The sequence below is a fragment of the Oleidesulfovibrio sp. genome, assembly GCF_047973035.1.
Taxonomy (GTDB): Bacteria; Desulfobacterota; Desulfovibrionia; order Desulfovibrionales; family Desulfovibrionaceae; genus Oleidesulfovibrio.
Genome location: NZ_JBKEBF010000041.1, coordinates 17,474 through 33,019 on the forward strand (window position 1 = coordinate 17,474; position 15,546 = coordinate 33,019).

Here is a 15,546-nt window from a genome sequence, read left to right on the forward strand (position 1 = left end):
AGAACAATGACACAGCCCCTGCCAGAAACCGCAATCACTGAAACTGTCTGCCGTATCATCGCTGAAGTTCTGGACATTTCACCCGATGAAATTTTTTCCGATACGTACGTCATACGCGATCTGGAAACAGAATCCATCGACCTGCTTGAATACGGCGTGGGACTGAACGCGGCATTCGGTATTCCTGTGCGGGACGAGACGGTTTTTCTAAAATCCCTGCGTGTACATATAGAAGAGGCAAAACAGCACAATGCCCCTGTTCAGGGCTACCTTGCTACCCGTTATCCGCACCTTGCTCCTGAACGCATTGACGAAATACTGCAAACCGTAACAGATGGTCCTGTGTTGCGGGTGCAGGACATTGTCGAGTACGTGCGGCATGCACAGAAATCAGCCGAAGCCGGATGCCATGACTGCTAAGCTGCACCGCGTAGTCATAACGGGCTACGGGGCGATCACGCCATTGGGGAACACGCCGGATGCCATCTGCGATGCGCTGAAAAACGGGCAGACCGCCTTTGAATGTTCAGCGCACCTTGCAGGTGTGGCTCAGTGCCCTGCAGATTTTTGCGCAGACACAGCCCTAAAGGGCTGGCGCCATCGCCGCTACCTGAATCGCGGAGCAGCAATGGCCGTTGCCGCGACAAAGCAGGCCGTCCGATCAGCCGGACTGCAAAACAGTATACCGTACAATTGCGGTGTGTTTGCAGGCAGCGGCCCTAATCTGGACATAGGCAGTGACTTTGCGGACATCCAAGGTGGAAACCTTGATCAGGCCGGATTATCCGCACTCTGGATGCTGCGGTATCTGCCCAACACTGCTGCGTCTGCCATCAGTCAGATGCAGGGGGCTCACGGCGAAAACATGACCTTGGGCACAGCCTGTGCCGCTTCATTGCAAGCAATCGGCGAAGCATTCAGACGCATCCGGTACGGAGTCATGCCTATGGCGCTGGCTGGCGGCGGCGATTCGCGCCTGTCACATGGCGGGCTGCTGGCATATGCCAAGGCCGGAGCTCTGGCTCCGTGCAGTAAAACGAAAAATGACGGTTCCCTGCCGCCCGACCAGGCCTGCCGCCCCTTTGATACTTCGCGACAAGGCTTTGTTGCCGGAGAAGGCGGAGCCATGTTCGTACTGGAGTCGTTGGAACATGCACTAGCCAGAGGAGTACGCCCGCTGGCAGAAGTTTGCGGGTATGGATGTTCCATGGACGGTCATGCCATGACCGCCCCACACCCTGAGGGTGCATACGCCGAGTTGGCAGTTCGAAGCGCATTGAATGAAGCGGGGATAATGCCTCATGAGCTTGCCGCAGTATGCGCCCACGGCACCGGAACCCCCCGCAATGATGAAGCCGAAGCGGCCATGCTAGACCGGCTGTTTGCAGGCAACACCTCGTCGCCGATTCTGGCGCTGAAGTCATGGACAGGACATTGCGCTTCCGCCTGTGGTGCAGTGGAGCTGGCAGTGCTGCTTGCCTGTACAGGTCAGGGATTTTTGCCTGCCATCCGCAATCTGCGCCTACCGCTTATAGATGAACTTAGCTTTCTGACCGGTCAGCAATCATTCAGTTGCGCACAATGGCCCCTCGACGCTTCCAAAAAACATGAGAGCGCAACCGAGCACAATCTCGGACTAAATGCTGTGGAATCACCTTCCTTCCTCTCTTGTTCCAGCGGTAATGGTCAGCATAACGCACATAACAGGGCGCAGGAAATAACTACCCAAGGCACACGCAGCAACAGTCACGTATTGCTGGAGAGTTTTGGTTTCGGCGGTCAGAACGCGGCATTAGTTGTGCGACCATTTGCCGGAAGTAGCTCATGAGTAAGGCAAAGCATCTGGCACTGTTCCGGATGAAACGTATTGCGTGTTTCAACCGGCATACAAAACACTGTATCCCATAGAGTTCAAATATTTTTTTCGAACTATGCAAATCTGCACAACGTCAATCAGCGCAAACCCGCATCAATAGTAAGCAACGCCCACCATCTGACTAACGCCATGACAAGCCATACCATCACTATACATAGCGGCCTTACGCCAGACACAGTTACCGGACGCAGTAATATATTTGTGATACCGCACTCGCTGGAAAAAGTTCACCGCAACACCATATACGGCACACTTGCACTGCCAGCAGAGGCTCCGGCATGCTGGTATGTAACGGAGGCCCTTGCCCAGCTTGCCGCCCTGCATACTCGCTGGCTTTGCAATTTCTCCTGTCATGCATTTCTGCTTAGTGTACGTGAGCTTCCGTTATTTCCAACCCCAGTTCCGGACACCCGCAAGGCATATGCGCCTGAGCCTGAAACGGCGTTCCCGCTCCCGCAGCAGAAGGAGCCCACCATGCCTCTGCTGCTGCATGGACCAGCACACTTTTTTGAATCACAACCGGCAGCGCTGCCGGCCCTGACGGCGCACGACAAGCCCCTCGTCAATGTCAGCGGAGGTCATGTCAGCGGCCAGAGTCTTCAGCCGCACCAAACAGCCTCAGACACCAACGGACTATCCAACCCTGACGTAAAGAAAACTCAATGTTGCACAAGTCCGCACTGCTACCCCATGCAGGCCAGCCTGACAGCACAGACCGGCACAGATGCAAACCGTGCGTTTGAGTACGCTGTACAGCTTAAGCTGCCGGATCAGACAGTTACCGGAACTTTACGCACAGGTACCACTCCGTATGATGCACGATTTTCTGCAGAAATTCTTTCCAGTCGCTACCGGAGGCTCTTTTCATGGTTGCAGCATCGCTAGACGCACGCATCAAAGCAATACGCAATGCAGGGTTGTACCGTTCCAGACCCGTGCCGGAAAAACGCGACGGCAAGTGGATTGAACTGGACGGCATCCGCATGTTGAACCTTGCTTCCAACGATTATCTGGGACTAGCCACTGATGCAGAGTGGCAAAAAAAAGTAGCTGCCTGCTTTGCATTGCACCCGCCTTCTGCTTCGGCATCACCTTTAGCCGGTGGGCACTCCCGCGCCATTCAGCAGGCAGAAGAAGCGTTGGCAGAATATTTCGGCTATGCGGAGTGCCTGCTTCTGCCCAGTGGCTATCAGGCGAACCTTGCCGTCCTGTGGGGGCTGTCAACAGATCAGACTACCGTTTTCTACGACAAACGCATTCATGCCAGCAGTGCTGCCGGGCTAAGGGGAACGCCCGCCTCCCCTTGCGGCTTCAATCACAACAACATTGCCCACCTGCGCCGCAGGCTGGATGCTATGCCAGCGTCAGATTTGGCAGGCCGCGATGCACTGGTGCTGGTGGAATCTCTTTACAGCATGGACGGCGACAGCCCCGACTTTGCGGCATTATCCGCCCTGAAGGCAGAATACAACTTTACTCTTGCAGCAGATGAGGCTCATGCCTTCGGCGTGCTGGGCAAAGGCGGTCGCGGGCTTGCCGCAGGACATGCAGACGTTGCGGTAGGAACACTGGGCAAAGCTCTTGGATTGTTCGGGGCGTTCATTCTGCTGCCGAAGGGCTGGACAGAGTATCTGTGCAATTTGGCATCGCCGCTGATTTACTCAACGGCGTTACCTGATGCGCACGCGGCCTGCGTTGCCATGTTGCCGGAACAGCTGGCGGCCATGGATGAACAGCGCGAGCGGGTTGCCGCCACCGGCAAGCTGATGCGTGAAGAACTGCGCCTGTACGGGCTGCCCGTACACGGCAGCGCGCATATTCTGGCTGTGGAAATAGGGGACGAAGAGAAAGCAACCGCCGCTGCTGCCGCCCTGAAAAACCGGGGCATTTTTGCATTGGCGGCCCGTCACCCCACTGTACCAAAACGAAGAGCCGTCATTCGCTTCGGAATAACGGCTCTGCATACGGCCCGCGACGCTGAGGTATGCGTGCGCGCCCTTACGACGATCCTGCGAGGTATGTCATGAATCATCGTTCTCCGTTGCCATGCCACCTGTTTGTTACAGGCACCGACACCGGCGTGGGAAAAACTGTGGTCAGCCTGCTGCTGCTTAAAGCATTATACGGGCGCGGGCACATGGCCCGTTACTTTAAGCCGGTACAGACCGGTTGCAGTTCTCCCGATGATGCGGACAGCGATGCCCGCTTCATCCATAAATTTTATCCGCCTCTGCATGGTGTACCGGCGGCTCAGTCCACCGGCCTGTGCTACAAGGCTCCCAAGGCCCCGCTCTATGCCGCGCGGGATGAAGGGCACGGCATAGAGACGGAAACCATCTTGCACAGACTGGCATATCTGTGCAGGGAAAAGGCGCCCCTCGTAGCGGAAGGTGCAGGTGGCCTGCTGGTACCCGTCAATACTCAGACGACCTTTCTCGATCTTATCGAAAAAGCTGGCATTCGTCCGGTGCTGGTTGCCCGTACGGGGCTTGGTACCATCAACCACACACTCCTCTCGCTCGAGGCGCTTCGGCTGCGGGACATGAAACCGGCAGGGATCTTGTTTGTTGAAGCAAGGGATAAACCCACTCCCGCAGCCTTGGTTCAGGAAAACATGGACGCCGTGTCCACTTTTTCCGGAATATCTGTATGCGGTGTCATACCGCATATTTCTGATTTTAGTTCTCCGCCGCCTGAAGCCATGAAAGCTGTCGGGCGGCTGCTTGATTCGCTGTAGCGTACTATTGCCGCCCGCAGGGGAACGGGCGGGCCACAAGCGCTATTACATATTTGCAGCTTTCTTGCTTTCTTCCGCCGTTGCGGCAAACTCCGGATAAAACGAAAGCAGGTCTTCAATCGTTTCGCGGCGGCGGATCAGCTTGTCCTTTCCGTCGCTATCGATAAGCACCTCTGCGGGACGCTGGCGCTGGTTATAGCTGGAGCACATGGCAAAGCCGTATGCGCCCGAGTCAAGCATACCGACGATGTCACCTTCCTGAATCTCGGGCAGGTCGCGTTCTCTTGCCATGATGTCGCCGGATTCGCAGATATTGCCCACCACAGTCTGAAGCATTGTTTCCGCAACCGGTGTGCCGTCTTCGCGGTAGATTTCCACATCATGGTGGGCATCATACATTACGGGACGTTGCAACACGTTAAAGCCAAGGTCTGTACCTGCAAAACGACGGGGGCCGTTATTCTTTACCGAATGCACGGTACCCAGCACTACGCCGCATTCCGCAACCACGTACCGGCCGGGTTCAATCATAAAACGCCCCTGATAGCCGGTACGTTCCGCCCATTCGCTAATGCAGGCATGAAGCTGTTCGCCCATGGCCTGCATATCCAGACGGGCCTGTCCTTCGTACTTTCTGTACGGAATGCCGAAGCCGCCGCCGAAGTCGATAACTTCGATATCATCCCACTGTTCTGCTTCACGCAGTAGGAACTTCATGGCTTCAATGTAGCTGTCAGGTTCCATAAACAGCGAGCCGATGTGCTGGTTCAGACCGGCAAGGGTAAGGTCGTAACGCGCAAGTATCTCGCGCACCTTGTCACCATCATCGGGGCCGATTCCGAATTTGGTGTCCTTACCGCCGGTAACAACTTTTGCGTGGTGTCCGGCCCCTATACCGGGGTTGATGCGAATCATCACCTTGCCGCCGGGATTCACCTGTCCGAGCAGTTCCAGCTGGGCAAGAGAGTCCACGCTGACAAGCAGGCCGTGCTCTACAGCATTACGCAACTCTTCTGCTGATACGTTGTTGCAGACATAGGTAATCTCGTCGGGAGTGAATCCCGCTGCAAGGTGCATGGCGATTTCGCCCGGGGACATGGCATCCACCACCAGACCTTCAGACCGGATGATACGCAGAAGCGACAGGTTGGCATTGGCCTTTGCTGAATAGTTCACGCGGAACCCGGGGTGTGAGGACAGCGCTTTCAGCTCGCGGCAACGCTTGCGCAGTATGTTTTCGTTGTAGACATACAGCGGGCTGCCGTAGGTTTCGACCAGTTCCATAGGCGTGGAAAGCCCGTAAAATTCCTGCTCATCAGTCACAGCGGAACGAACGTTCGACATTGTTATCTCCCTTGGAGCGCGCTACTCGGCAACGCTTTCCATCGGCTCTGTGCCACCGACACCAGAGCGTATCTTGATAAGTTCAATTTCATTAAGCAGCGCCTCGCGCATCAGATACACAAGGTGTTCATTGGCAGAGTAAAGACACTGGCCGGTACGTTTGGCCTGCTCCACTATGCCGGTGATGACTTCGCGGGTGTCTGCAATAAGTTTGATATGACCCGACCCGGCGGAGTTCTGCATAAAAATGGCACCCGGAACGTCCGGATCAGTATTGGACAGGATAACCACCTTGAGCCCGCGCTGCACACAGTCAATCATATCCTGACGAAAGCTTGCGGCATTGTCCGCATGCATGGATATGTAGACTCGCAGTTGCGCCAATTGCAGCATGTTGCGGATTTTATCCATGGTGTTCTGGTAGCCGCTTACGGTCAGATAAGGCGTTTCTACCGGTTGTTCTTCCGGCAGGTGCTGGTCCAGATATTCAAGCGTTTCGTCACAGTGCCTGCGGATGGAAACAAGCAGTTCCTTGCGGGGCGTCGGCACGTATTTGCTGGTATCATCGCTGGATGCCACCGCACCGCCTTTTTCAACCAGACTCGAAAGCGCGGCGTATGCATTTGAACGGGAAATACCGGCAAGCTTTGCAGCCTCATACCCTGTAAGCGCTCCGTTACGGCACAACGTGACGTACATAATGGATTCCTGCTGGGTAAAACCGAACCGTTTCAATGCCTTGATGATATCGCTGTCCATAAAATTTTTCCTGTCACGCGCTAGCGTAGTACTAATTAGTACTACTATAATTTATTTGCCCTGTTGTCAATACAATCAGTCACAAAAATGAAAACCATTTTCAACAAAAAACGCATTTATTCCATGTCCCCATACGGGACTGACCAGTCTACCCGTGCTTGCCGCGCCCGGCAACGGATACACTGATGGCGGATTGCGAGGGATGTTTACCTTGCTGCTATTTTTCTCTAACGTATCGACGCCATACTATAAAACGGCTTTGATCATCCTATGATATCAATATGCCTTAGTTCCTTTTTAATGAAACAAAACACCATCGTACGGAAGCTACCATGACATACACTTCAGCTGCAGAAACAATCAGCCAACTTGCAAAACAAGGTCACAACTCTGTTGTGGAATACCGTCACCACTTGCATCGTTTTCCGGAAGTAAGCGAAGCAGAAGAACAGACTGCCGCGTATATTTCTTCACGGCTGGATGTACTTGGCATCGACCACACCTCAGGCATTGCCGGTCACGGCATCTGCGGCCTCATCGATACCGGCATCGAAGGTCCTACGGTTTTGCTGCGGGCGGATATGGACGCACTTCCCGTCACTGAGCAGGCAGACCTACCCTACAAGTCACAGAATGATGGCGTCATGCATGCCTGCGGGCATGATTGCCACATGGCCATGCTGCTGGGCGTGGCAGACGTATTGAATACTATGGCGCAAGACGCTGCCGCATACGGCCTGCAGGGCAAGATCAAACTGGTTTTCCAGCCGGCGGAAGAATACCCCGGCGGTGCTAAACCGATGATTGATGCCGGAGTAATGGACAATCCGCATGTTGATTATTGCCTGGGCGCTCATGTCTGGCCTGAGCAGCCCGAAGGTAAAGTATCCGTAACCACAGGTCCCATGATGGCAGCTATGGACCGCTTTGATATTACCATCAAAGGCAAAGGCGGCCATGCAGCAAAGCCGCATCATTGCGTGGATGCGCTGGAAATAGGTACGCAGGTAATAGCCGCCATGCAGCGTATCATCAGCCGCAAAGTTGACCCGCTGAAGCCGGCTCTGCTTACGGTGGGAGAATTCAAGGCAGGCAGCGCGTTCAACGTCATCCCGGGTGAAGCATACCTTTGCGGTACGCTGCGTACGTTTGATGCAGACATCCGCGCACAATGGCAGCCGCTTATCCGGCAGGTGGTGGAAGGTGTTTGCGCATCCATGGGTGCCACAGCCGATATACTTTTCCGCTCCGGATACCCTGCCGTAGTAAATGACGCAGAAGTCGCCGACATAGTCAGACAGGCCGCAACTGCGGTTCTGGGTGAAGACGCAATCCTGCATGACCAGAGCATGGGCGGCGAAGATATGGCGTATTTTCTTGAACGCGCCCCCGGTTGTTTCTACTTTATCGGTAGCGGCTTTGATGGGTGTGCCCCGAGCCACAATCCGCACTTTCAGGTGCATGACCACATCTTGCAGCATGGGGTCGAAATAATGTGCCGTGCCGCGGTGGTTCTTTTGCAGCACACAAAATAGCATCCGCCACAAGTTTGAAAGCATACTGACAAAATAACTTCTGCGGCTGCTTTGCGGTAACTCGCTCGTTTAAAAACGCTTTGACTTTCAATGCTGAACAAGCCATGCTCAATGCTATTTATTTATGCCTAAACCCTTTAAGGAGCTATCTATGGCTATCAAAAACGGCGACACCGTACGTGTCCACTACACAGGAACTCTTGATGACGGCACGGTGTTCGACACTTCCCGCGAGCGCGAGCCGCTGGAATTCAAGATGGGCGAAGGTATGCTCATCCCCGGTTTTGAAGCAGCGTTGATGGGTCTTGCCGCCGGCGATTCCACTAAAACCACCATTCAGCCTGACGATGCTTATGGCGAACCTAACGACGACCTCATTCTGGCAGTCGCACGTGAACAGGTTCCCTCGCACATCACCCCTGAAGTGGGTATGATGCTGCAGCTTCAGACCGAAGAAGGCATGATGGACGTAACCATTACCGACGTTACCGAAGAACAGGTAGTGCTGGACGCCAACCACCCGCTGGCAGGCGAAGCGCTGACCTTCGAAATTGAAGTAGTAGAAGTACTGTAGTCTACATAAGCACACACGTGCTTTTTAACGCCGCAGGTGTCATGCCTGCGGCGTTTTTATATATGCCCTGCAAAGCAACCCCCGCAACACAAAGCATACAAAAAGCACTACTCCGCTTTGCGGTGTCCGGAAAACTCCACCTGTTCCTTTCCCCATTCGTACAGTTTGTTCATTGCAGGAAGAAGCTTGCGACCTCTTTCTGTCAAAGAATACTCGACTCGCGGCGGCACTTCCTGATGCTGAACCCGCAGAACAAGACCGCTCTGCTCAAGTTCCTTTAAAGATTTCGTAAGCATCATATTCGTTATTCCCGTCACACTCCGCTTAAGCTCGTTGTAACGAACCACCTGCCGATCAGCCAGATGCCAGATTATGGGCAGCTTCCATTTTCCGCCGATAAGATCCAGCGCATAGAGAATCGGGCATGTTACCTCTCCTCCGTAAAGGGACTTTGCAGCCGGCAAGGTCAATTTGTATGCGACTTTCTTTTTCATTCAATATCCAACCATCTAAAATAAAAAATTATTCAAAAACATCAAAGGAAGAAAAATATGCGTATATTACATTTTATCTCTATGGATGCTAAAAGCAAAAGTCAACACACTGGTGGGGTACCACCACTAAATTCATAAGGAAAAGCACATGAAAGTTTACGCTATTAATGGAAGCCCCAGAAAAAACATGAACACGGCTACTCTGTTGGAATCTGCACTGGCAGGGGCACGGGCGGCAGCTAACGGGCAGGTGGAAACAGAACTCATCCATATATACGACTACGACCACAAAGGCTGTATCAGCTGCATGCAATGTAAACGTAACTTACAGGATAGTTATGCAAAATGCGCCCTCAAAGACACGCTTAGTCCTGTTCTGGAAAAACTGTCGCAGGCAGACGGAATCATCTTTGGCAGCCCTATCTACTTCCACGGTATAACCGGCAAGCTTTACTCCTTTTTTGAGCGCCTTCTCTTCCCTAATATTGCCTACGACGCCAACTATAGCTCCCTTGCCCCTAAAAAAATGCCGACAGCATTCATTTACACAATGAACGTTACGGAACAGCAGATGATTGATATGAATTTGCAAAGCAGCTTGGGGCCCATGCAGTCTTTTATTGAAAGAATATTTACCAAGCCTCAAATAATGTATGCGTTCAACACGTATCAGGTAAAAGATTACTCAAAATACAAAATTGAAAGCTTCTCTGAAGAAGAAAAAGCAGCATATAGAGCAACACAGTTTCCTCTTGATTGCGAGAACGCATTTTCCATTGGGGCGTCAATGGGAAAATGATTCTGGCAATAATGCGTGTCGGCAGCTTAGCGATATATCTCTGACAGATGCAGGCCTTTCATTTTTACAGTATGACCTGCTCCAACTTACAGCTCAGAAAGCGGCATCCCTTCTCCAACAGTGTTCATTTACACATCACACCAAAAAGCCGGAAGGGACCCCCCTTCCGGCTTATGATCATAGTATCTGTTTAATCAGTAGTTAGAGCGATCCCAGCTGGTATACTGCCGTAGCCACACCGAAAGCCAGAACGGTGTTGAATACCACACTGAACACAGCCCACTTCCACGAGCCTGCTTCCTGCTTGATGGCAACCACGGTGACAAAGCAGGGAGCATACAGCAGCACGAAGAGCATCAGAGCCATTGCGCGTGAAGGCGTCCATGTGGGATCGTTGGCGATGCGGTCGGCAAGGCTGCCGCTTTCTTCGGGGTCAACTTCACCCAGAGAGTAAGAAGTACCCAGAGTGGACACGATGACTTCCTTCGCTGCAATACCGCCAACCAGAGCGATGTTGGTACGCCAGTCAAAACCGGCTACGGAAGTCACGGACTCAATGGCAGTGCCCACACGGCCTGCTGCAGAGTTGCGCAACGCATTCATGGCTTCATCCGCATCAACAGCGGCCAGAGCGTCTTCAAGCGGTGCCACGTCGCGGCCTTCAGCAGTCGCGGTTTCGATCTGCGCGGAAATCTGCTGACGCTGTGCTTCATGCTTTGCCACTTCAGATTCAGGCAGCTCGGGGAAGGTCATGGCAACCCAAAGCAGAATGGAAATAGCCAGAATAACGGTACCGGCCTTTTTAATGTACTGCCACGTACGTTCCCAAGTGTGGATGAGAAGGCCACGCAGTGTGGGAATACGGTAAGGGGGCAATTCCATTACAAAGGGAGTGGACTCACCTTTGATAAAGGTGGACCGCAGCAGACGGGCCACAAGCAGAGCGGCAACCCAGCCGCCCAGAGTGAGCGAGAACATGACCGCAGCTTCATTTTCTGCAAAGAAAATACCCACGAACAGGATGAACACAGGTACTTTTGCACCGCAAGCCATGAAAGGCGCGGTAATCAGCGTAGCCAGCTTTTCACGACGGCTGCGAAGCGTACGCGAAGCCATAACGCCGGGAACAGCGCAGCCGCCTGCGATACCGCCGGAGACGATAAAGGGCATTACCGAGCAGCCGTGCAGGCCGAACATACGGAACACTCTGTCCAGCATGTAGGCGATACGGGCCATGTAGCCTGAATCTTCCAGAAACGCGATCTGGAAGAACATGAACATGATAAGCGGCACAAAGCCCATAACACCGCCCACACCGTCAATAATACCCGAGACTATAAGGGACTTGAGCAGCCCGTCAGGCAGTGCGGCAGAAGCAGCTTCATTCATCCAGCCGAAAAATTCTTCCACCCAGCCCATGGGAATTTCACCGATGGCAAAGGTGACGTGATAAATAAGGTACAAAAGACCCAGCATAATGGCAGGTCCGAACAACTGATGCGTAAGCACCTTGTCCAGCTTGTCAGAAAGCTGCATACGCTCCGCCATCTCATCTCGGCGCTTTATAACGCCGTCACGAAGAGCAGAAGCAATAAATCCGTAACGATAATCTGCAATTACAGCTTCGGGGTAAGTATTCAGGGTACGCTTCAGATGGTCTGCAAGCTCTTTCACCTGATCTTCCAGTTCAAGTGCCAGCGGACCTTCTTCGCGGCCGATGCGCATCATTTCTTCGTCGCCTTCAATGTACTTGATGGCAACCCAACGGGCAGGATACTTATTCAGAAAACCTTCACTTTCAATGCGCTGGCTCATAACCGAAAGAACAGGGTCGATGTCCGCACCGTAAGAAATTACAAGAGGCTGCCAAGGCTTGTCCTTGGTGGCATCGGCGTGCTTAACTGCCTTTTCCAGCATCTCGGTGACACCTTCACCGGTACGGGCTACTGTTTCAGTCACAGGAATGCCCATAATGGCAGAAAGCTTTGCGGTGTTGATTTCGATTCCCTGCTTACGTGCCTCGTCCATCATATTCAGGCCAAGGGCAACCGGAACACCCATTTCAAGAAACTGCACGGCAAGATACAGGTTACGCTCAAGCGCTCCTGCATTTACAACATCCAGTACAACGTCAGGACGTTCGTCCACCACGTAGTTTCGGGCAACCAGTTCTTCCTGAGTATAAGCGGTAAGAGAGTATGTTCCGGGCAGGTCGATAATATGAACCTCACGTCCATCCAGACGCACGCGGCCTTCTTTTTTATCTACTGTAATTCCCGGATAGTTACCTACATGCTGGCGCGCTCCGGTCAGTGCGTTGAACGCTGTGGTCTTACCGGAGTTCGGGTTACCGGCAAGGGCGATGGTGGTCATCTTCATGTGTGAATTCCTGTTTCCCCATACTTTTCAGCCAGACCGCAGGCGCAAAAAACACCCCTTGGGCAGCCGGGTTCTGTCTGTCCGGCCGCGGCGCATCCACGGAAGGCAATAAAAAAATTAAACCAGATCTGCGTAAAGCCTGCGAGGGCAGCCCTACTGTGCCTCTACTGAAATATAGTCTGCTTCGTTGTTACGAAGCGAAAGTGTAAAGCCTTTAAGGCGCAGTGCCACAGGGTCCTGCAAGGGAGCTTTGCCCATTACTTCCAGCTCTGCACCAGCTACCAGCCCCATGTCACGAATACGGCGGCCCAGTTCGCCTCCGGCACTGACAGAAACAATACGGGCTTTCTGCCCTACTTTGAGCTGGCGCAAAGGAATCGGCTGACTCATTAATATTCCCCTTTGAAAGTTACTCTGCCGCCGGACTAACCAGCGTGAAATTGAAAATCTTTCTCAGCACGGTGTCGTAAAAAAAGCGCAGCAAAGCCACACGTCATTACTAACCCGGTCTGAAACCGCTATTTGTGGTTAGCCCCGCCGCAACATACATGCTCACCGGAGCGCTGCCCTTTCAGGTCTTTTATCTGTCCGCTACCACCACATCCGCCACTGCAACCGCAGCCGCAGCCGGAAGGCTTTTTGCGCGCATAACGGTACACAAGGTACACAGCAGCTACCGCTACTATGGCAATTACACCCAAGGTGTCCCAGCTCATAAATTCTCTCCTTAATAATGCCTTGCTACGCTGCAATCAGCTTCAGCAGCATCAGCCAAGGGTTCGCACAACACCTGATCAGCCATCCCCTGCCCCAAGACTACGCAGCAATCGCGCACCTTGATATTGCAAGGGCCACCGTTAAAGGAACAAACTTCCACTTCTGTTCCCGGAGTAAGCCCCAGCGCGCACAATCGGCCTCGCGCTCTGGCACAATCTCCGAAACCGCTTACACGGACTTTCTTTCCTACCGGCACCTGATTAAGCTTACACTGACAAGGCATAGGTATTTCCCCCTAGATGAGTTTTTCTACCCCTGCATGAGAATGATTGTCAAGTTCCTTTTCAATTTTTGAAACATCTCACCTTGTATCCGGACATGCCTTTACAAACTAATCGTATTTGCCATACGTTCGCCTATCTTTCTGATGTTAGGAAACCACATGGCAAAAACTGTAGTACTTGTAGAAGACATGGAAATTGTCCGCGAAGGGCTACGCGCCCTGTTCAACGGATTCACGAACTATGTTATTATCGGCGAAGCTGCGGATGGTGTTGAAGCGTTGCGTGTGGTCGCCACGCTCACCCCAGATATTGTACTGATGGATCTAAGTCTGCCCAAAATGGACGGCACAGAAGCCATACGCGAAATAAAAGCCTGTACGCCGCAAACCAAAATCATAGCACTTACCGCACACAAAAAAGACACACTGGTATTCCGCACGCTTCAAGCCGGAGCAGACGGATACATACTGAAAAACAGCAACAGTGAGGCTTTGCTGCAGGCTCTTGACTCGGTAAGCAACGGCAAACGCTACATCAGCCCCGACATATCAGAAACGCTGATAGACGGCTTTCTGAAGTTCGGACACAAAGAGGGCAGCACACCGCTTGATCTGCTGTCCGCAAGAGAACAGCAAGTGCTCAAGCTGGTGGCAGAAGGAAAAAGTAACATTGATATTGCTTCCGCCCTGTGCATAAGCCACAAAACGGTTGAAAAGCACAAAGCGAATCTGAAAAACAAACTCGGCGTACACAGTAATGCCGAGCTGGCAACATTATCAGTGGAATACGGCCTGCTTGACAATTAGCCTTCAGTGTCAACGATGCTGTTGTGCCTCAATACAGTTTCAACGCCCGACAAGTACGTTCCGGCTGCGAAGGCAACTTTGCAGCCGCTTTCATTATAGAGTCCGGCATGGGATGATAATGTCCCCGCCCCTGCCATCACACCGATATCACGGCCACTGACTATCCTGCCCCAGCTTCCCTTGCAGCACCCGTTCACCTCCCACAGGTATCCGATAGTGACACCGCAGCGTGCATGAAAAACAAAAAACCTCACGCGGGTCCTCAGGCTAGCCTCAATAAAAACGCGTGTATGCACTTTGCCTCGCAACATCCAGCTGCGCCCCGATAGAAGCAAGAGCCTGAAATGCCTGTACCGTATTTTGTGCCAGCAATGCCTGTTCCAATTCAAAAGCGGCCTGAGCAATATCAAGCCAGCCATACTGCATGCCTACCCCTTTCAGTCCGTGGGCAATATCTATTGCAGTTTCATGCCTACCGCTTTCCAAATCCCCAACAAGCTGGTTGTACAGCTCATCAACAGCCGTAAGCAGAGACGGAATCAGGTGCCTTAATTCAGGAGAAATCTTCGCGTCCAGACTCATAGCCTCGGGTCTCACATCAGCTTTAGTATTTTCCCGCAGCATTGGAGGCCTGCACGCAGGCAACAGATACAGGCTTAAATCCTGTCGCTGCTTCACGCTCCAGCAAAACAAAGGATGCGCCTTGCGAAACATGCATAAAAAAGCGGGCCGGTCAAACCAGCCCGCCCGTTATCATCCGGGTGCGCACAAGGCGCGGTCAGTTACTTTTTTTTGGCGTCACGGCATTCGTTGCATTCGCCGTACAGGTACATCCTGTGGCTGGTCAGCACAAAGCCGTGCCTCGCAGCCAGCTCTTCCTGCAACAGCTCAATCTGTTCATCAAGCACTTCGATATTCTTTCCGCAACATTCGCAGATTAAATGGTCGTGATGCTTGCTGCCGTACTTCTGCTCGTAGCGGGCAACACCGTCACCAAAACGAACTTCTTTGGCAATGCCCGATTCACTGAGCAGCTTCATCGTCCGGTATACAGTCGCCTGCCCTACAGAAGGGTCTTCTTTCTTCACCTTTTCGTACAACTCTTCAGTTGTAAGGTGCCCTTCTTCGCGTAAAAAAACATCCACAATCAGCATTCGCTGAGGGGTCATTTTTAAACCATTGGCGGCAACATAGTCCGAAAACACCTGCAACGGATCTTTCATAAATGACTCCAGAATCTCT

Annotated in this window: 18 protein-coding genes; 9 read left to right on the forward strand and 9 right to left on the reverse strand. The window is 52.7% G+C overall.

Going from position 1 to position 15,546, the window contains the following annotated elements:
• Positions 1-6: 6 nt before the first annotated feature.
• The 5 genes from ACK5LI_RS14560 to bioD all read left to right on the forward strand — a co-directional run bounded on the left by ACK5LI_RS14560 (position 7) and on the right by bioD (position 4,613).
• Complete coding sequence (locus ACK5LI_RS14560) at positions 7-420, forward strand: acyl carrier protein (RefSeq protein ID WP_416950652.1); 414 nt, start codon at positions 7-9, stop codon at positions 418-420.
• A complete protein-coding gene (locus ACK5LI_RS14565) occupies positions 410-1,828 on the forward strand; it encodes a beta-ketoacyl-[acyl-carrier-protein] synthase family protein (protein ID WP_416950654.1) in 1,419 nt (472 codons plus the stop codon). Before ACK5LI_RS14560 ends, ACK5LI_RS14565 begins: the two co-directional genes overlap by 11 nt.
• 177 nt (positions 1,829-2,005) lie before the next feature.
• A complete protein-coding gene (locus ACK5LI_RS14570; protein WP_416950656.1) occupies positions 2,006-2,761 on the forward strand; it encodes a hypothetical protein in 756 nt (251 codons plus the stop codon).
• The gene (locus ACK5LI_RS14575) at positions 2,743-3,903 is read left to right on the forward strand and encodes an aminotransferase class I/II-fold pyridoxal phosphate-dependent enzyme (protein WP_416950658.1); all 1,161 of its coding nucleotides are present in this window, start codon (positions 2,743-2,745) and stop codon (positions 3,901-3,903) included. Before ACK5LI_RS14570 ends, ACK5LI_RS14575 begins: the two co-directional genes overlap by 19 nt.
• Positions 3,900-4,613 carry a dethiobiotin synthase gene (bioD, locus tag ACK5LI_RS14580; RefSeq protein ID WP_416950660.1) on the forward strand — a complete coding sequence of 238 codons (714 nt, stop codon included), beginning with the start codon at positions 3,900-3,902 and terminating at the stop codon, positions 4,611-4,613. The genes ACK5LI_RS14575 and bioD overlap by 4 nt, the downstream gene beginning before the upstream one ends.
• A gap of 45 nt (positions 4,614-4,658) precedes the next feature.
• On the opposite strand, the gene lysA is transcribed toward bioD, so the two are convergent.
• Together lysA and ACK5LI_RS14590 are read right to left on the reverse strand one after the other, a co-directional pair.
• Complete coding sequence (gene lysA, locus ACK5LI_RS14585) at positions 4,659-5,957, reverse strand: diaminopimelate decarboxylase (protein ID WP_416950662.1); 1,299 nt, start codon at positions 5,955-5,957, stop codon at positions 4,659-4,661.
• A gap of 21 nt (positions 5,958-5,978) precedes the next feature.
• On the reverse strand, positions 5,979-6,716 hold the full coding sequence (locus tag ACK5LI_RS14590; protein WP_416950664.1) for a TrmB family transcriptional regulator: 738 nt from the start codon (positions 6,714-6,716) through the stop codon (positions 5,979-5,981).
• 332 nt (positions 6,717-7,048) lie between these two features.
• Here ACK5LI_RS14590 and ACK5LI_RS14595 point away from each other — a divergent pair, with 332 nt between their 5' ends.
• Together ACK5LI_RS14595 and ACK5LI_RS14600 are read left to right on the forward strand one after the other, a co-directional pair.
• Positions 7,049-8,251 (forward strand): M20 metallopeptidase family protein, encoded by a 1,203-nt coding sequence (locus ACK5LI_RS14595; protein ID WP_416950666.1) that lies wholly within the window; start codon positions 7,049-7,051, stop codon positions 8,249-8,251.
• A 151-nt stretch (positions 8,252-8,402) separates the two neighbouring features.
• Positions 8,403-8,825, forward strand: a complete 423-nt coding sequence (locus tag ACK5LI_RS14600) for an FKBP-type peptidyl-prolyl cis-trans isomerase (protein WP_416950668.1) — start codon at positions 8,403-8,405, stop codon at positions 8,823-8,825.
• 107 nt (positions 8,826-8,932) lie between these two features.
• On the opposite strand, the gene ACK5LI_RS14605 is transcribed toward ACK5LI_RS14600, so the two are convergent.
• Positions 8,933-9,319 (reverse strand): winged helix-turn-helix transcriptional regulator, encoded by a 387-nt coding sequence (locus ACK5LI_RS14605; RefSeq protein ID WP_416950671.1) that lies wholly within the window; start codon positions 9,317-9,319, stop codon positions 8,933-8,935.
• Positions 9,320-9,467: 148 nt separating this feature from the next.
• Here ACK5LI_RS14605 and ACK5LI_RS14610 point away from each other — a divergent pair, with 148 nt between their 5' ends.
• On the forward strand, positions 9,468-10,118 hold the full coding sequence (locus tag ACK5LI_RS14610; protein WP_416950673.1) for a flavodoxin family protein: 651 nt from the start codon (positions 9,468-9,470) through the stop codon (positions 10,116-10,118).
• A gap of 201 nt (positions 10,119-10,319) precedes the next feature.
• On the opposite strand, the gene feoB is transcribed toward ACK5LI_RS14610, so the two are convergent.
• The 4 genes from feoB to ACK5LI_RS14630 all read right to left on the reverse strand — a co-directional run bounded on the left by feoB (position 10,320) and on the right by ACK5LI_RS14630 (position 13,497).
• Positions 10,320-12,497 carry a ferrous iron transport protein B gene (feoB, locus tag ACK5LI_RS14615; protein ID WP_416950675.1) on the reverse strand — a complete coding sequence of 726 codons (2,178 nt, stop codon included), beginning with the start codon at positions 12,495-12,497 and terminating at the stop codon, positions 10,320-10,322.
• Positions 12,498-12,650: 153 nt separating this feature from the next.
• Positions 12,651-12,887, reverse strand: coding sequence for a FeoA family protein (locus ACK5LI_RS14620; protein WP_416950677.1), 237 nt, complete (start codon positions 12,885-12,887; stop codon positions 12,651-12,653).
• A 128-nt stretch (positions 12,888-13,015) separates the two neighbouring features.
• Positions 13,016-13,213, reverse strand: coding sequence for a hypothetical protein (locus ACK5LI_RS14625; protein WP_416950679.1), 198 nt, complete (start codon positions 13,211-13,213; stop codon positions 13,016-13,018).
• A gap of 11 nt (positions 13,214-13,224) precedes the next feature.
• Positions 13,225-13,497 carry a FeoA family protein gene (locus ACK5LI_RS14630; RefSeq protein ID WP_416950681.1) on the reverse strand — a complete coding sequence of 91 codons (273 nt, stop codon included), beginning with the start codon at positions 13,495-13,497 and terminating at the stop codon, positions 13,225-13,227.
• 159 nt (positions 13,498-13,656) lie between these two features.
• Between ACK5LI_RS14630 and ACK5LI_RS14635 the strand changes: the two genes are divergently transcribed.
• Positions 13,657-14,304, forward strand: a complete 648-nt coding sequence (locus ACK5LI_RS14635) for a response regulator (RefSeq protein WP_416950683.1) — start codon at positions 13,657-13,659, stop codon at positions 14,302-14,304.
• A 273-nt stretch (positions 14,305-14,577) separates the two neighbouring features.
• On the opposite strand, the gene ACK5LI_RS14640 is transcribed toward ACK5LI_RS14635, so the two are convergent.
• Both ACK5LI_RS14640 and ACK5LI_RS14645 read right to left on the reverse strand, forming a co-directional pair.
• The gene (locus ACK5LI_RS14640) at positions 14,578-14,928 is read right to left on the reverse strand and encodes an Hpt domain-containing protein (protein ID WP_416950685.1); all 351 of its coding nucleotides are present in this window, start codon (positions 14,926-14,928) and stop codon (positions 14,578-14,580) included.
• A gap of 158 nt (positions 14,929-15,086) precedes the next feature.
• Positions 15,087-15,527, reverse strand: coding sequence for a Fur family transcriptional regulator (locus ACK5LI_RS14645; protein WP_416950687.1), 441 nt, complete (start codon positions 15,525-15,527; stop codon positions 15,087-15,089).
• Between the last annotated feature and the right edge of the window lie 19 nt (positions 15,528-15,546).

Excerpts from the sequence above, each read along its gene's own strand:
- ACK5LI_RS14600 (WP_416950668.1), top strand. The coding sequence starts at position 8,403 with ATGGCTATCAAAAACGGCGACACCGTACGTGTCCACTACACAGGAACT.
- ACK5LI_RS14630 (WP_416950681.1), bottom strand. The coding sequence starts at position 13,497 with ATGCCTTGTCAGTGTAAGCTTAATCAGGTGCCGGTAGGAAAGAAAGTC.
- ACK5LI_RS14625 (WP_416950679.1), bottom strand. The coding sequence starts at position 13,213 with ATGAGCTGGGACACCTTGGGTGTAATTGCCATAGTAGCGGTAGCTGCT.
- ACK5LI_RS14560 (WP_416950652.1), top strand. The coding sequence starts at position 7 with ATGACACAGCCCCTGCCAGAAACCGCAATCACTGAAACTGTCTGCCGT.
- ACK5LI_RS14570 (WP_416950656.1), top strand. The coding sequence starts at position 2,006 with ATGACAAGCCATACCATCACTATACATAGCGGCCTTACGCCAGACACA.
- ACK5LI_RS14635 (WP_416950683.1), top strand. The coding sequence starts at position 13,657 with ATGGCAAAAACTGTAGTACTTGTAGAAGACATGGAAATTGTCCGCGAA.
- ACK5LI_RS14565 (WP_416950654.1), top strand. The coding sequence starts at position 410 with ATGACTGCTAAGCTGCACCGCGTAGTCATAACGGGCTACGGGGCGATC.
- ACK5LI_RS14575 (WP_416950658.1), top strand. The coding sequence starts at position 2,743 with ATGGTTGCAGCATCGCTAGACGCACGCATCAAAGCAATACGCAATGCA.
- ACK5LI_RS14595 (WP_416950666.1), top strand. The coding sequence starts at position 7,049 with ATGACATACACTTCAGCTGCAGAAACAATCAGCCAACTTGCAAAACAA.
- bioD (WP_416950660.1), top strand. The coding sequence starts at position 3,900 with ATGAATCATCGTTCTCCGTTGCCATGCCACCTGTTTGTTACAGGCACC.
- ACK5LI_RS14640 (WP_416950685.1), bottom strand. The coding sequence starts at position 14,928 with ATGCTGCGGGAAAATACTAAAGCTGATGTGAGACCCGAGGCTATGAGT.
- ACK5LI_RS14590 (WP_416950664.1), bottom strand. The coding sequence starts at position 6,716 with ATGGACAGCGATATCATCAAGGCATTGAAACGGTTCGGTTTTACCCAG.
- ACK5LI_RS14610 (WP_416950673.1), top strand. The coding sequence starts at position 9,468 with ATGAAAGTTTACGCTATTAATGGAAGCCCCAGAAAAAACATGAACACG.
- feoB (WP_416950675.1), bottom strand. The coding sequence starts at position 12,497 with ATGAAGATGACCACCATCGCCCTTGCCGGTAACCCGAACTCCGGTAAG.
- ACK5LI_RS14605 (WP_416950671.1), bottom strand. The coding sequence starts at position 9,319 with ATGAAAAAGAAAGTCGCATACAAATTGACCTTGCCGGCTGCAAAGTCC.
- ACK5LI_RS14645 (WP_416950687.1), bottom strand. The coding sequence starts at position 15,527 with ATGAAAGATCCGTTGCAGGTGTTTTCGGACTATGTTGCCGCCAATGGT.
- lysA (WP_416950662.1), bottom strand. The coding sequence starts at position 5,957 with ATGTCGAACGTTCGTTCCGCTGTGACTGATGAGCAGGAATTTTACGGG.
- ACK5LI_RS14620 (WP_416950677.1), bottom strand. The coding sequence starts at position 12,887 with ATGAGTCAGCCGATTCCTTTGCGCCAGCTCAAAGTAGGGCAGAAAGCC.